The 14,909-nt window shown below is 70.1% G+C and carries 12 protein-coding genes; 8 read left to right on the forward strand and 4 right to left on the reverse strand.

Annotation, left to right across the window (positions count from 1 at the left end; all coding sequences use genetic code 11):
* Positions 1 to 3: 3 nt before the first annotated feature.
* The 3 genes from L0966_RS08255 to L0966_RS22490 form a co-directional block, all read right to left on the reverse strand.
* Entirely contained in the window at positions 4 to 3,147 is a 3,144-nt protein-coding gene (locus L0966_RS08255) for an efflux RND transporter permease subunit (RefSeq protein WP_234051419.1), read from the reverse strand.
* A gap of 9 nt (positions 3,148 to 3,156) precedes the next feature.
* A complete protein-coding gene (locus L0966_RS08260) occupies positions 3,157 to 4,818 on the reverse strand; it encodes an efflux RND transporter periplasmic adaptor subunit (RefSeq protein WP_234051420.1) in 1,662 nt (553 codons plus the stop codon).
* 77 nt (positions 4,819 to 4,895) lie between these two features.
* Complete coding sequence (locus L0966_RS22490; protein ID WP_234051421.1) at positions 4,896 to 6,218, reverse strand: ATP-binding protein; 1,323 nt, start codon at positions 6,216 to 6,218, stop codon at positions 4,896 to 4,898.
* Positions 6,219 to 6,494: 276 nt separating this feature from the next.
* Between L0966_RS22490 and L0966_RS08270 the strand changes: the two genes are divergently transcribed.
* Both L0966_RS08270 and L0966_RS22235 read left to right on the forward strand, forming a co-directional pair.
* Positions 6,495 to 6,860, forward strand: coding sequence for an STAS/SEC14 domain-containing protein (locus tag L0966_RS08270; RefSeq protein WP_234051422.1), 366 nt, complete (start codon positions 6,495 to 6,497; stop codon positions 6,858 to 6,860).
* Between the two features lie 104 nt (positions 6,861 to 6,964).
* On the forward strand, positions 6,965 to 9,058 hold the full coding sequence (locus L0966_RS22235; protein WP_255684192.1) for a methyl-accepting chemotaxis protein: 2,094 nt from the start codon (positions 6,965 to 6,967) through the stop codon (positions 9,056 to 9,058).
* Between the two features lie 31 nt (positions 9,059 to 9,089).
* Here L0966_RS22235 and L0966_RS08285 read toward each other — a convergent pair whose 3' ends face one another.
* Positions 9,090 to 10,307, reverse strand: coding sequence for an amidase family protein (locus tag L0966_RS08285; RefSeq protein ID WP_234051423.1), 1,218 nt, complete (start codon positions 10,305 to 10,307; stop codon positions 9,090 to 9,092).
* Between the two features lie 283 nt (positions 10,308 to 10,590).
* On the opposite strand from L0966_RS08285, the gene L0966_RS08290 reads away from it, so the two are divergent.
* The 6 genes from L0966_RS08290 to L0966_RS08315 are packed head-to-tail and all read left to right on the forward strand — an operon-like array spanning position 10,591 to position 14,902.
* Positions 10,591 to 10,953: a helix-turn-helix transcriptional regulator gene (locus L0966_RS08290; RefSeq protein ID WP_234051424.1), complete on the forward strand. Its 363-nt coding sequence runs from the start codon at positions 10,591 to 10,593 to the stop codon at positions 10,951 to 10,953.
* On the forward strand, positions 10,946 to 11,485 hold the full coding sequence (locus L0966_RS08295) for an arsenate reductase ArsC (protein WP_234051425.1): 540 nt from the start codon (positions 10,946 to 10,948) through the stop codon (positions 11,483 to 11,485). The genes L0966_RS08290 and L0966_RS08295 overlap by 8 nt, the downstream gene beginning before the upstream one ends.
* 7 nt (positions 11,486 to 11,492) lie before the next feature.
* Positions 11,493 to 11,915: an arsenate reductase (glutaredoxin) gene (arsC, locus tag L0966_RS08300; RefSeq protein WP_234051426.1), complete on the forward strand. Its 423-nt coding sequence runs from the start codon at positions 11,493 to 11,495 to the stop codon at positions 11,913 to 11,915.
* Between the two features lie 16 nt (positions 11,916 to 11,931).
* Positions 11,932 to 12,987: an ACR3 family arsenite efflux transporter gene (gene arsB, locus L0966_RS08305; protein WP_234051428.1), complete on the forward strand. Its 1,056-nt coding sequence runs from the start codon at positions 11,932 to 11,934 to the stop codon at positions 12,985 to 12,987.
* Entirely contained in the window at positions 12,984 to 13,706 is a 723-nt protein-coding gene (arsH, locus tag L0966_RS08310) for an arsenical resistance protein ArsH (protein WP_370640673.1), read from the forward strand. The genes arsB and arsH overlap by 4 nt, the downstream gene beginning before the upstream one ends.
* Positions 13,703 to 14,902: an MFS transporter gene (locus L0966_RS08315; protein WP_234051429.1), complete on the forward strand. Its 1,200-nt coding sequence runs from the start codon at positions 13,703 to 13,705 to the stop codon at positions 14,900 to 14,902. The genes arsH and L0966_RS08315 overlap by 4 nt, the downstream gene beginning before the upstream one ends.
* Positions 14,903 to 14,909 lie beyond the last annotated feature (7 nt).

A 14,909-nucleotide genomic window follows, 5' to 3' on the forward strand; every position in this document is an offset into this window, starting at 1 on the left:
CGGTCAGAAGGCGTCGGCGGGCGTCGCCGGCGCGGCGGAAGGAGAGGCCGGCGGCGCCGCCGCCACGAGCCGCTCCAGGGAGGCGCGGCCGTAGCGCAGGACGAGGACGGGGGTGAGCACGGCGTCGAGCAGCGTGGCGCTGACGAGGCCGCCGAAGATGGTGATGGCCACCGGGTGGAGGATCTCCTTGCCGGGCACGTCCGCCCCGCTCATGAGCGGTACCAGGGCGATGCCGGCCGAAGTGGCGGTCATCAGCACCGGCGTGAGGCGCTCCAGGCTGCCGCGCCGGACGAGCTCGGGGCCGAAGGTCATGCCGTGTTCGATGGCGAGATTGATGATGTGGCTGATCTTGAGGATGCCGTTGCGCGCTGCGATGCCCGTCAGCGTCACGAAGCCGATCATGCTCGCGACCGAGAGCGGTTGGCCGGCGAGCCACAGGGCCACCACCGCGCCGATGAGCGCCAGCGGCACGCTGCCCATGATGACCAAAGCGAACAGCGCCGAGCGATAGCGGCTATAGAGCACCGCGAACACCAGCAGCAGCGACACCACCGATAGCGCGCCGATGGTGCGCATGGACTCTTCCTGCGCCGCGAAGGTGCCCTCCAGGCTGGCGGACACGCCCGGCGGCAGGGGCGCCGCCGCCAGCACCCGGCGCATGTCCGCGACGATTGCGGCCATGTCGCGGGCGCCATTCGTGTTGGCGAGCACCACGATGCGCCGGCGCCCACCCTCGCGCAGGATCTGGTTTGGCCCGTCCGTCTCCTTCACCTCCGCCATATCGGAAAGGGGTACCCAGCCCGAGGGGGTTTCGATGAGAAGGCCGGAAAGGCCCGCCGTGGTGCGTTCCCCGTCATGGAGGCGCAACACCAGGTCGAAGCTGCGGGTGCCGTCCACGAGGCGGGAGACCACGCGGCCATTGGAAAGCCGCTCCAGCGCGCCCGTCACCTGGGCCGGCTGGAGGCCCTGGAGGGCGGCGCGCTCATAATCCACGCGCACCGCCAGCTCGGGCACCCGCGTCTGGCGTTCCACCTGCAGGTCCACGAGGCCGGGAATGGCGGCGAGGCGGGTGCGCAGCTCCTCGGCGCTGGCCCGCAGGGTGTCGAGATCATCGCCGAACAGCTTGAGCGCGATCTCGGCGCGCACGCCCGACAGCATGTGGTCGAGCCGGTGGGAAATGGGCTGGCCCACATTGAAGGCGGCGGGCAGCACCGCGAGCCGGTCGCGGATGTCGGCGGTGATCTGGGCGCGGCTGCGTCCGGAGGGGGCGAGATCCACCTCGATCTCCGAGGCGTGGACACCCTCCGCGTGCTCGTCCAGCTCCGCCCGGCCGGTGCGGCGGCCCACGGCCTTCACCTCCGGCACCTCCAGGATGAGCTGTTCCGCCACCAGCCCCATGCGGTTGCTTTCGGCCAGGGACAGCCCCGGCCGGAACGACATGGAGATGGTCAGCGAGCCCTCGTTGAAGGGGGGCAGGAAGGCTCGCGGCAGGCTGACCGCCGCCCCCAGCGCGGCGATGAAGAGCACGGCCGTGGCCCCCATCACGAGGCGCGGGCGCCGGAAAGCCCGGGACAGAACCGCGCCATAGCCCCACTTCAGGCCGCGCACCAGCGCGCCTTCCCGCTGCTCACGGGCGCCGCGGCGGGCCAGGGCCGGCAGCAGGTAGAAGGCCAGCACCGGCGTGAGGGTGATGGAGACGATGAGGCTCGCCAGGATGGAGACGATATAGGCCTGCCCGAGCGGGGCGAAGAGCCGCCCCTCGATACCCGGCAAGGCGAACAGGGGCACGAACACCAGGACGATGATGAGGGTGGCATAGACGATGCCCGACCGCACCTCGCGGCTCGCCGCCACCACCACATCGAACACCGGGCGCGGCACGGCCGCCGCCGCATTCTCCCTGAGGCGGCGGAAGATGTTCTCCACGTCCACCACCGCATCGTCCACCAGCTCGCCAATGGCGATGGCGAGCCCGCCCAGGGTCATCGTGTTGATGGTGAGCCCGAAGGCGTGGAACACGATGGCTGTGGTGAGGATCGAGACCGGGATGGCGGTGAGCGAGATGAAGGTGGTGCGCCAGTTGAGCAGAAAGGCGAACAGCACCACGGCCACCACCGCCATGGCCTCCACCAGCACTTTCTCCACATTGCCGATGGAGGCGGAGATGAAGTCCGCTTGCCGGAACACGGGCGCGGAAATGCGGATGCCGTCCGGCAGGGTGCGGTTGAGGTCCGCGACCGCATCTTCCACGGCGCGGGTCAGCGCCAGGGTGTCCACCTCCGGTTGCTTCTCCACGGAGAGGATGACCGCCGGCTGGCCCATATAGCCCGCATCCCCCCGCTTCAGCCGGGCCCCATAATCCACCTCCGCGATCTGGTGGAGATAAACGGTGCCGCCGCCGGGTCGGGGCAGCGCCAGGCCCTTGAGATCGTCGAGGCTCAGGGTGCGGGCGAGGTTGCGGATCAGGAACTCCCGCCCGCTCTGGTCGGCGAAACCACCGCCGGAATTGGTGCCGAACCGGCTGAGCGCCGCCTCCAGCGCGTCGAGCGAGATGCCATAGGCGCGCAGGGCCGCGAGGTCCGGAGACACGCGGAACTGGCGCACCTCTCCCCCCATGGGGATCACCTGGGCGATGCCGGGAATGGAGAGCAGGCGCGGGCGGATCACGAAATCCGCCACCTCCCGCACCGCCATGGGCGACGCGCTCTTGCTGGTCACCGCGAACATGAGGATCTGCCCCATGATGGAGCTGATGGGCCCCATCTGCGGCGCCACGTTCGCCGGCAGCCGGTCGCGCACCAGGGCGAGGCGCTCGGCGATCTGCTGGCGGTTGCGATAGATGTCGGTGCCGTAGTCGAACTCCACATAGAGCACGGACAGGCCGACCCCGGAGATGGAGCGCAGGCGCATGAGCCCCGGCAGGCCGGCCAGTGCCGTTTCCAGCGGCACGCTGACGAGTTGTTCCACCTCCGCGGGCGCAAGGCCTTCCGCCTCCGTCATGATGGTGACGGTGGGGCGGTTGAGGTCGGGCAGCACGTCCACCGGCAGGCGGGTCGCCGCGAAGGCGCCGTAGAGCACGAGGACGGCGGCGAGCACCAGCACCAGCAGCCGGTTGCGCAAGGAGTGGGAGACCAGGAAGGTGAACACGGCGGCGCCTCAGCGGACCTGGCCGATGAGCTCGGCGCCGGCGGTCACCACGCGGCGGCCGGGCTCCAGCCCGGCGACCACCAGCATGCGGGTGGCATCCAGCGGCTCCACCCGCACCTCGCGGGGCACGAACAGCTCGGCGCGCGTGTGCTCGTAGACGACGGCCTCGCCGTTGGCCCCACGCACCACCGCCTCGCGCGGGAGGGCGATGCCCGTGCGCGGCGCGCCGGACGCCGCCAGCACCGTGAGGCGCTGGCCAACCCGCAGCCCCTGGCTGTCATGGGTGATGGCGAACTGGATCGGCATCGCCTGATTGCGGTCCGACAGCCCGGCGCCAAGGAAAGCCAGCGCCACCGGGCGGCCATCGGCAAGTCGGCCCTGCGCGCCGTCGCGGCCCGCATCGGGCTCGAAGCTCAGGGCCTCCACCCACAGCCGCTCGGGATCGATGATGCGGAACACCACCGTGTTGGGATCGGCCATCTGGCCGGCCACCGCATCGGCGCTCGCGATGACGCCGGCCACCGGCGCGCGCAACGCCTCGGGCTCGCGCTGCACCCGCTCCAGATTGGCGCGGCGGGTTTTCAGACCCTTCAGCTCCAGTTCCGTCTCCTCCACCTCCCGGGCGGTGACCGCGTCCTTAATGGCGGAGAGCCGGTCATAGCGGCGCTGCACGATGGCAAGCTGCTGGTCCAGCTCATAGCCCTGCTGCTGCAGGTCCTTCAGATCGGATGCGGCGATGGGCGGATGCACATAGGCCAGCACGTCGCCCGTCTTTACCCGCGTGCCCAGGGGCTTGAAGCCGCCTTCCGGCGGCGCGAGGCGCCCGCCCACGGCGGTCTGCACTAGGCCGCTGGCATTGGCATCGGGGATCACCCGGCCCGGCAGCTCCACCACGCGGGGGAAGTCGCCGGCGGAGGCGACGAGGGTGCGCACGCCGAGAATGCGCTGGCTCGGCTTCGGCAGCAGCACCGAGCCATCGGCAAGCCTCTGGGCGGCATCGCGGGGCACCGCCTTCGGCACGCTGTCGGCGGCGCGGGCCAAGGGGGACAAGAGGCTGAGTGGGGTGATGAGGCCCGCGAGGAGCAGGAGCGCCGCCGTCCGCCGCCGCAGCGCCATCAGCAGCACACCGGCAACAAAGCCGATCCCTACCCCCGCGAGGAGGCTGAGGCCCTGCCCGCCCATCTGCGCCAGTGCGGCCCGTTCCGGCGGTGACGGGGGCGATGTCGTGCTCTCCTTGGCGGCGGGAACCGTGAGCGTGGCGGCCAGAAGGTCCACCGCCTCGCCCGCGGTGACCGTGAAGGCGAGATCGTGCGCGCCGGGCGCTGCGAGGGCGCCCGCGGGCAGCACAAAAGTGCCCGGCGCGGCGGGCCGCGCCGTCGTGGTGCCGGCGGGGGTATCCACCTCTATGGTGGCGCCCTCCACCGGGGCGTTGTCCGCGAAGCGATCGAGGAAGATGCGCAGCTCCTCGCCCCGCAGCACGGCCACCAGCTCAAAGGCGGCGGAGGCCGCTTCAGCGCGCGGCGCGAGGCTTTGGGAGGCGGCGGGCGGCGGCGCGCCGTGGTCGTGCCCTTCATGGGCGTGGGCGCTTCCCGCCAGGCTCGCCGCCACGAGCAGGGCGCAAATCACGCCACCCCAGGCTTGCGCCGACCACCGCGCCAACTGTCGCACCATGCCTTGATCCGTCCGTTTGCTGGTCCGTCCGGAAGGCTGATAGCGCGCGGCCTGTCACGCCGCGTATCGCTTCTGTATCAGTTTGTTTCAACGCACCCCTTGGGCAGCACGACCCTTACCTCGAGCCCGCCCCGGGGGCGATTGGCGAGGGTGAGGGTGCCCCCATGGCTGCGCACCGCCGCCTGGGCGATGGTGAGGCCGAGGCCGACGCCGCCGGTGGCGCGGCTGCGCGAGCTTTCGAGGCGCACGAACGGCTCCATGACCGCCGCGAGCTGGTCTTCGGGAATGCCGGGCCCCTCATCGCGGATGGTGAGCACCGCATCCGCACCCTCTTGCCTCAGCTCGAGACGGGCGCAGCCGCCATAGGCAAGGGCATTTTGCACAAGGTTCGTCAGCGCCCGCTTCAAGGCGATGAAACGGCCGGCGACCACCAGCGTTGCCGGCGCGTCGAGGGTGACGTCCCGCCCTTGGTCATGGGCGTCGTTGACGATGGTGTCCAGCAGGGCGACGAGATCGATGGGGCGCGCGGGCTCGTCGGCGCTCTCCCCGCGCAGATAAGAGAGCGTCGCCTCGACCATCTGCTCCATCTCGGAAATATCGGCCACCAGCGCATCCCTCAGGGCCGGGTCCGCCACCTCTTCCGCATGGAAGCGCAGGCGGGTCATGGGCGTGCGCAGGTCATGGGACACCGCTGCCAGGGCCTGGGTGCGCCGGCGGATCAGGTCGGCAATGCGGGCCTGCATTCCGTTGAAGGCGTGGGCCAGCTCGCGCACCTCCCGCGGGCCGGTCTCCGGCAGCGGCGCGAGCGGGCGATCGGCGTGCGCCCGCGCCACCGCGCCCGCCATGGCCCGGAGCGGGCGGGTGAGCCAGGCCGAGATGGCGAGCGAGATGAGCAGGACGCCCAGCGCCATGAGACTCGTGGACAGCACCGAGCCATGGCCGGCATCCACCTGTGGCGGCGAGGCGAACAGGCGCACATTGGCCCAGCTTCCGTCCGGCAGGCGCAGGGAGGCCACCGCCAGATGCGGGTCCGCCCCGGCCCCGATCAGCACATCATCCGGCGCCAGCTCGGGCACCAGAGCGTGCACCTCGTCCAACAGGCTCTGTTCGCCAGGCCGCAGCGGGCGGCCCGGCGCGGCGATGGGGTCACGGCTCCAATGGGCATCGATGGCGCCGCCGGAGAGGTCATGGGCCACATTCTCCCGCTCGGCGGAGGGCACGAGGGCCAGCGCCCGCTTCACCGAGGCCAGCTGCTCCGCCAGCCGCGCTGTGTGGGCGACGTGGCGCTCGCGCTCCATGGCGTGCTGGTAGGTCCACAGGCTGGCCAGATGGACCGCGACGATGCCCACCACCGCCACCACCGCGGTGCGCGTCGCAAGACTGTCGAAACGACGGATCACGCCCACTCCACTTCCGCGGAAGAAAGGTCTCCCGCGCGCCGCAAGGCCCGCGCGCTCTCCGCGCCTCCCTTTTCGCCTCTCCTGAAGCGGAAAGCCGATCATATTCGCCGGCCGCCCGATACGCCACGGCGCCGCCCGCCGAGGACCGGCCCCCGTGACCGCTACCGCCACCCGCAATTTGACTTTGCCGCCCGCGTCGGGAGGAGGATAGTGCTTCCCGCCGCATCTGCCTCGGGCCGGCTCGCAAGCGCAGCCGGCGGACAAAGGGAGGGTGGAATGATCGAGCTGCTCGAAGGCTTCCCCTTGAACGTCGTGGCCATCCGCGCGTCCGGCGAAGTCACCAAACACGATTACGATTCCGTGCTGACGCCAAGGATCGAGGCCGCCTTCGCGGGCCAGTCCAAGGTCCGCGTCTATTATGAGGTGGGTGGCGACTTCTCCGGTTTCGAACCCGGCGCCATGTGGGCCGACTTCAGGATGGGGATGGCCCATCTCACCGGCTGGGACAAGGTCGCCGTGGTTACCGACGTCGCGTGGCTGCGGCAGGCGACCGAGTTTTTCCGCTTCATGATGCCGGCCGAGGTCAAGGTGTTCGCCCTTGCCGATGCGGAAGCCGCCAAGGACTGGATCCGCGCGGCCTGACGGCATGCCCCATGGCCCGCCCTCACGCGGGCCGCGAGGCCGGGGTGAACGCAAGCCTCAGGACAGCCCTGCCCCCTACCTGCTTAAGTAGGGGGAGACAGGGCATGAATTTTTCGATCAAGACTACGCTGATCGTCCTTTTCTCGGCGATCGCGGCGATTCTGGCTGCCATCAGCGTCAGTTCGCTCATCTCCGCATATGGCCGCAACCAGAGCGCCGATGCCGCCGCCACCTATGTGCGCGCGGACCAGGGCCTGTTCAGCGCCTATTCGGCCTATCGGGTGGAGCGCGCGGATGTGGGCTCGGTCCTGCCGCTGTCGGCGGACAAGGCACAGCCCGTCATCAGCAAGATGATGGAGCGCCGCGCCACCGCGGATAAGGGCCTCAGCGAAGCCCTCGCCCAGCTCAACGAGATCGATCAGCCCGCCGCGCAGGCCGTGGCGGAACGCCTGAATTCCATCGTTGCGGCCATCGGCCGGCAGCGCTCGGAAGTGGATGCCGCCCTGCGGCTGCCGGTCGAGGCCCGGGACACCAAGCTCGCCGGCCGCGTGATGACCGAAGCCCATGCCATTCTGGGCCAGCTGGAGCAGGCCACCGTGGCCGTGGAGCGCGAAATTCGCGGGCTGGAGCCCAGCCTGCTGCGCTTCATCGTGCTGCGCTCCGCCGCCGGCACCGCGCGCGTGGCCGCAGGTGACGCCTCCCTTCTCATCAGCGCCGCGCTGCGCACCAAGACCCCGTTCACCACCGCCAAGAGCCTCGCCTTGGCCGAGCAGAACGCGAAGGTGCAGACCGCGTGGAGCGAAGTGCAGTCCATGGCCGAGGGATCGGACATGCCGGCGACGCTGAAGACCGCCATCGGCGCCGCCGACGAGGTCTATTTCTCCGGCGAGACGGCGGCCCTGCGGCAGAAGCTGACCGAGGAGCTTTCCGCCGGCACGCTGCCCAACATCGACACCGAGGTGTGGCGCTCCAAGTCCATCGCCTCGCTGGAGAACCTGGCCGCCGTGGGCCTGGCGGCCATGGACAGCCTCGCCGACGAGGCCGGCGCCATCGCCGCGCACTCCTGGTCCACCCTGCTGTCCTATGCCGGTCTTCTGGTGCTGGCGCTGGGCGTGGGACTGGTGGGGCTGTTCGTGGTCGTCGAGCGGGTAACGCGCCCCATCTCCCATCTCACCGCCGCCATGGAGGCGCTTGCGGGGGGCCAGCTCTCGATCGCCATTCCCAACACCCATCGCCGCGACGAGATTGGCGGCATGGCGAAGGCCATGCTCGTCTTCAAGGAGGAAATGGCCCGCAACGCCGCACTTGAGGCCGAGGCCGGCGCGGCCCGCGAGCGGGCCGAACTGGAGCGCCGCGAGAGCATGATGAAGCTCGCCGGAGAGTTTGAAAGCGCGGTCGGCGCCATCATCGGCGGCGTCGCCTCCGCGTCCGGCCAGCTGCACGGCACCGCCCGCGCCATGGCCGAGGCCGCGCGCCGCACGTCGGAGCAGTCCACCGCCGTCGCCGCCGCCGCCGAGCAGGCCTCCACCAATGTGGTGATGGTCGCCTCCTCGGCCGAGGAGCTCGGTTCCTCCGTGGACGAGATCGGCCGCCAGGTGCAGCAGTCCGCCCAGATGTCCGACGTGGCCGTCGCCGAGGCGGAGAAGACCGGACAGGCGATGCAGGACCTCGCCCAGGCCGCCTCGCGGATCGGCGACGTTGTCGGCCTCATCTCCAGCATCGCCGGGCAGACCAACCTGCTCGCCCTCAACGCCACCATCGAGGCGGCCCGCGCCGGAGATGCCGGCAAGGGCTTCGCCGTGGTCGCCTCCGAGGTAAAGGCGCTCGCCACCCAGACCGCGAAGGCGACGGAGGATATCGAAAGCCAGATCGGCGCCATCCAGGCCAGCACCAAGCACGCCGTGCAGGTCATCGAGACCGTCGGCAGCCAGATCCGCAAGATGAACGATGTCGCCTCCAGCATCTCCGCCGCGGTGGAGGAGCAAGGCGTCGCGACGCGCGAGATCGCCCGCAACGTGGACCAGGCCGCCACCGGCACCAATACCGTGAGCGCCCACATCTCCAAGGTGGCCCAGACCGCCGACGAGACGGGCGAATCCGCCGGCCACGTGCTCACCGCCGCGGCCGCCCTCTCCGACCAGGCCACCCAGCTCGAGGCGCAGATGCGACGCTTCCTGCAGACCATCCGCACCGCGTGAACCGGACCGGGTGGGCGGGGCCAGTCCTCGCTCACCCGGTGGCGACCATCTCCCGCACCGCGCGCAGCAGGAATTCATCCTGGTAATGGCCCGCGGCGAAGGACAAGCCGACCGGGCAATTCTCGACGCTCAGCAGCGGCGCGGAGATCTCCGGCAGACGGCCGACACCGGCAAAGGCCGTGATGGCCATGGTTCGCCCATAGAAATCGCCGACCGCCTCCAGGGTGCGAAGCGAGCCCTTCAGCGGCGCGATCACCGGCGTGGTGGGGAAGCAGATGACGGTGCCCGCGGCCAGAAAGGCGTTGATGGCCGCGAACAGCTGCTCGCACCGCGCCAGGCTGTCGAGCGCGGCGATGCGATCGAACTTCAGCACGTTCTGATAGGCCATGGAGAAGGTGAAGCCGAGCTCCGGTCGCGCATTCTCGATCCAGTTGCTGACCGTGCACTGAAATTCCGCCGTCTGCAGATCCCTGAGGGCCTTTTCGTTGCAGTCGGAAAGGCTCATGCTGAGATCGGTGATTTGCGCGAACGGCAACCGTTCGAGCCGGATTCCGGTCCGCGCCGCGCAGCCCGCCAGCAGCCGCTCGGCGGCCTCGCGCACGGCCGCGTCGGCGATGTCGAGGGCATCCTGCAACACCACGATGCGCCGCAGGGGCGCCAGTGAGCCCGCGCAGCTGCGCAGCAGCACCCGCATCGCCCGCTCAAGAATATCGAAGCGCGACGCCAGCGCCCCGACAGTGCTCACGCTGGGCATGAAGGGCAGGACCCCGGCTTCCGAGATCCGGTGCAGGGAAGGCCGCATGCCCCAAAGGCCGCAGAGGCTGGCCGGCACGCGGATGGAGCCGCCGGAATCGGTGCCAATGGAAAAATCCGCGATCCCGTTCGCCACCGATGCCGCCGACCCGCTGGAGGAGCCGCCGGGAATGCGTTCCGGGGCCCTGGCGTTTCGCGGCGTTCCGAAAAACGCGCTCTCGCCGTCCAGGCTGTAGGTGAACTCGTCGGCCACCACCTTGCCCACGCATCGCGCGCCCGCCGCCAGCAGCTGGTCCACGCATAGCGCATGGTGGCGCGGTGCCGGATGCGCGCCGCGCCACGCCGGACTGCCAAATGAGGTTCGATGGCCGGCAATGTCGATATTGTCCTTCACCGTGAAGGCGAGCCCGTCGAGGGCCCCCGCGCGATAGGGCGGGAGGGACAGGCGCTCGACAAGGGATCCGGACGGATCGGGGGCGGAAGGCAGCTGGGGCATCTCGGCCTTGGGCTTTGGGCAGGCGGCGCATGGCCCCGCGCCGACCGACAGGGCGGCCGACGGGGAGAATGCCCACCACGGTCAGGGCATGGAGCTATAGCGCAGCACAGGGGCTCCGCTCCATCCCGCATGGCGGCAACGGGCCCCGCTGTTCCCGCCCCTGCCGGCCGCTTCCCGGCGCCTCCCCCGGCCTCTTGCCTCGGCCTCTTGCCGGGGCCTCTTGCGCGGCGGCCGCGAACGGCATATGAATTCAATAATTCAATCTCAATTGAGATATTGAGAAATGGACGAAGCTCAAGCCCTTGCCGCCTTCGCCGCGCTGTCGCAGGAGACGCGGCTGCGGATCGTGCGCCTTCTGGTGCAAGCCGGGCCGGAGGGTCTGGCGGCCGGCGCCATTGGCGAGGCCATCGGCGGTGCCTCCTCCTCGCGCCTGTCGTTCCATCTTGCCCATCTGGAGCAGGCGGGTCTGGCGCGCTCGCGCCGGGAGGGCCGCTCCATCATCTACAGCGCGGTCTATCCGGCGCTGTCGGACCTCGTCGCCTTCCTGATGAAGGATTGCTGCAACGGCCATCCGGATGTCTGCACCCCCGCTGTCGCCGCCCTTTCGTGCTCCTGTGAACCCGAGGCCGAGGAAACCCATGCCTGACGCCGCCCCCCCGCACATCTACAATGTGCTGTTCCTGTGCACCGGCAATTCCGCGCGCTCCATCCTTGCCGAGAGCATCCTGGCCCATGATGGCGCGGACCACTTCCGCGCCTTTTCCGCGGGCAGCGCCCCCAAGGGCGAGGTAAACCCGTTCGCGCTGCGAGCGCTGCGGGCGGCCGGCTACCCGTCCGAGGGCTTTCGCTCCAAGAGCTGGCTGGAGTTCGCTGAGCCGGGCGCGCCGGTGATGGATTTCGTCTTCACCGTCTGCGACAACGCCGCCGGCGAGGCCTGCCCCATCTGGCCCGGCCAGCCCATGACGGCCCATTGGGGCATCGAGGACCCCGCCGCGGTGGAGGGCACCGACATTCAGAAGGAGGCGGCCTTCAACGCCGCCTTCCGCTATCTGAAGAACCGCATTTCGGCGTTTACCGCACTGCCCATTGCCAAGCTGGACCGGCTCGCTCTCGGCAGCCGCCTGCGCGAGATCGGCCAGCTGGACGGCGCCACCGCGCCCCGCCCCCATGTCGCGTGAGGCCGCCATGGATGTGGTCATCTATCACAACCCGGCCTGCGGCACCTCGCGCAACACCTTGGCGATGATCCGCAATTCCGGCATTGAGCCGCACGTGGTGGAATATCTGAAGACGCCGCCCGCGCGTGAGCTGCTGCGGCAGCTCATCGCCCGCGCCGGCCTTCGGGTGCGCGATGTGCTGCGCGAGAAGGGCACGCCCTATGCCGAGCTCGGCCTCGGCGACCCGGCCCTGTCCGACGAGGCGCTGCTGGATGCCATGATGGCCCATCCCATCCTCATCAACCGTCCCCTCGTGGTGTCCCCCAAGGGCGTGCGCCTGTGCCGGCCGTCCGAGCTGGTGCTGGAGCTGCTGCCGCCGCAGCAGGGCGCCTTCACCAAGGAAGACGGCGAGCAGGTGGTGGACGCGGCCGGCCACCGCATCGCTGGCTGATCCCAAGGAGACACGCATGTCCCTGTTTGAACGGTATCTCACCGTGTGGGTGGGCCTGTGCATCGTCGCCGGCGTCATCCTCGGCCATCTCGCCCCGGCGGTGTTCCAGGCCATCGGCGCTGTCGAGGTGGCGCAGGTGAACCTGCCGGTGGCGGTGCTCATCTGGCTGATGATCGTGCCCATGCTGCTGCGCATCGATTTCGCCGCCCTCGGGCAGGTGGGCAAGCACTGGCGCGGCATTGGCGTGACGCTGCTGGTCAACTGGGCGGTGAAGCCCTTCTCCATGGCGTTCCTGGGCTGGCTGTTCATCGGCTGGCTGTTTCGCCCGCTGCTGCCGGCGGACCAGATCGACAGCTATATCGCCGGCCTCATCCTGCTGGCGGCGGCGCCCTGTACCGCCATGGTGTTCGTGTGGTCGAACCTGACCCGGGGCGAGCCGCACTTCACCCTGTCGCAGGTGGCCCTCAACGATGCCATCATGGTGGTGGCGTTCGCGCCCATCGTGGGCCTGCTGCTGGGCCTTTCCGCCATCACCGTGCCGTGGGGCACGCTGGTGCTTTCCGTGGTGCTCTACATCGTCGTGCCGGTATTCGTGGCGCAGCTGCTGCGAGGCCGGGTGCTGGCGCATGGGGGCCCGCAGGCCCTGGAACGGCTCCTGTCGCGGCTCGGCCCGCTGTCGCTGGTGGCGCTGCTCGCCACCCTGGTGCTGCTGTTCGGCTTCCAGGGCGAGGCCATCATCGCCCAGCCCTTGGTCATCGCACTGCTGGCGGTGCCGATCCTGATCCAGGTCTATTTCAATGCCGGCCTCGCTTATGTGCTGAACCGCATGGCCGGCGAGGCGCACTGCGTGGCGGGCCCCTCCGCCCTCATCGGCGCCTCGAACTTCTTCGAGCTGGCGGTGGCGGCGGCCATCTCGCTGTTCGGCTTCACATCGGGCGCGGCGCTCGCCACGGTGGTGGGCGTGCTGATCGAGGTGCCGGTGATGCTGTCCGTGGTGTGGATCGTGAACCGCTCCAAGCGTTGGTATGAAGGCGAGGCCGCAACCCGCGCGCCCGCGAGGAGCACGCAGTGACCCACGACACCCTGCCCAATGTGGATGCCGCCCTGCTCGACATCCCCACCCTCGACCGGCTGATCCCCGCGGCGCCCTCGCGCCATCCCCCGCGCATCCTGCTGCTCTACGGCTCGCTGCGAGAGCGCTCGTATTCGCGCCTCCTGACGTTGGAGGCGGAGCGCCTGCTGCGCCGCCTCGGCGCCGAGACGCGGGTATTCCACGCCGATGGCCTGCCCCTGCCGGACGCAGAGCCGGTGGAGCACCCGAAGGTGCAGGAGCTGCGTGAACTGGTGCTCTGGTCCGAGGGCCAGGTGTGGTGCAGCCCGGAGCGGCATGGCGCCATGAGCGCGGTGATGAAGGCGCAGATCGACTGGATCCCCCTGTCCCTCGGCGCCATCCGCCCCACCCAGGGCCGTACCCTGGCCGTGATGCAGGTGTGCGGCGGCTCGCAATCCTTCAACGCGGTCAACCAGATGCGCATTCTCGGCCGGTGGATGCGCATGCTCACCATCCCCAACCAGTCCTCGGTGGCGAAGGCCTATGCCGAGTTCGACGACGAGGGGCGGATGAAGCCCTCCGCTTATTACGACCGGGTGGTGGACGTGATGGAAGAGCTGATGAAGTTCACCCTCCTCACCCGCGACATCTCCCCCTACCTGACCCACCGCTACAGCGAGCGCAAGGAAGAGGCCGCGAAGCTGGAAGAGAGGCTGGCCCTCGGCGCGGCCGTGCGGTGAGCACAGCCGCCCCCGTCGCGTCCCCCGGCCCGGAGCCGACCGCCGGGCGGCGGCTCATCGCCGCCCTCGGCATCGTCCAGATCTTCGCCTGGGGCTCCTCCTTCTACCTGCTGGCGGTACTCGCGGCGCCCATCGCCCGCGACACCGGCTGGCCGGCGCAATGGGTGATGGGCAGCCTCTCCCTGGGGCTCCTGGTGGCGGGGCTCGTCTCGCCGCGCATCGGCGCCTTGATCGAGGCCCATGGCGGCCGGCCGGTGCTGGGCGCAGGGTGCGCGCTGCTGGCAGCGGGGCTCGTCATTCTCGCCCTTGCGCCAAACCCGGCGATCTTCGCCCTCGGCTGGTGCGTGATGGGCGCCGGCATGGCGGCAAGCCTCTATGACGCCGCCTTCGCCACCCTGGGCCGGCTGCACGGCGCGGCGGCCCGGCGCCCCATCACCCTGCTCACCCTCTGGGGCGGTTTTGCCAGCACCGTATGCTGGCCGCTCTCCGCCTTTCTGGAAACGAAGATCGGCTGGCGCGGCACCTGCCTCGCTTATGCGGGGCTGCACGTGGTCCTGTGCCTGCCGTTGGTGGCCACGTACATCCCCGCCATCGCCCCGCGCGGCGCGGTGGCCGGCACCGCCGCACCGCGGCCGGCGGGAGCGCTGCGGGGGAGAGATCTGAAGGCGTTCCTGCTGCTGGCTGGCATCATCACGCTGGCCGGCGCCATTGCCTCCGCCATGTCGGTGCAGGTGCTCGCGCTGCTGCAATCCCGTGGCTTCAGCCTCGCGGAGGCGGTGGCGGCGGGTGCGGCCATCGGGCCCGCGCAGGTGTTCGCACGCATCATCGAGCAGCTCAGCGGCGGGCGGCACCACCCGCTGTGGACCATGGTGTGGGCCGTGGCGCTGATCGGCCTCGGGCTTGTGCTGCTGGCACTGGGGCTGCCCATCATCGCCATCGCGCTCGCCGCCTATGGCGCGGGAAACGGCATTTTCTCGATCGCGAAGGGCACGGTGCCGCTGGCGGTTCTGGGAGCCGAGCGCTACCCGGTGCTCGCCGGCCGGCTTGCGCGCCCGGCCCTGCTGGCCCAGGCCCTCGCGCCCCTGGTTGCGGCCCAGCTCATGGCCACGGGCGGCGCCGGCGCGGTGCTGGCTGCGCTGCTTGCGCTCTGGCTGGTCGCGGCCGCCTTGCTCGCCCTGCTGTGGCGCGCGCATTGAGCAGCGG

Origin of the sequence: Xanthobacter sp. NM-59 (genome assembly GCF_021401125.1) — a bacterium.
GTDB lineage: Bacteria > Pseudomonadota > Alphaproteobacteria > Rhizobiales > Xanthobacteraceae > Xanthobacter.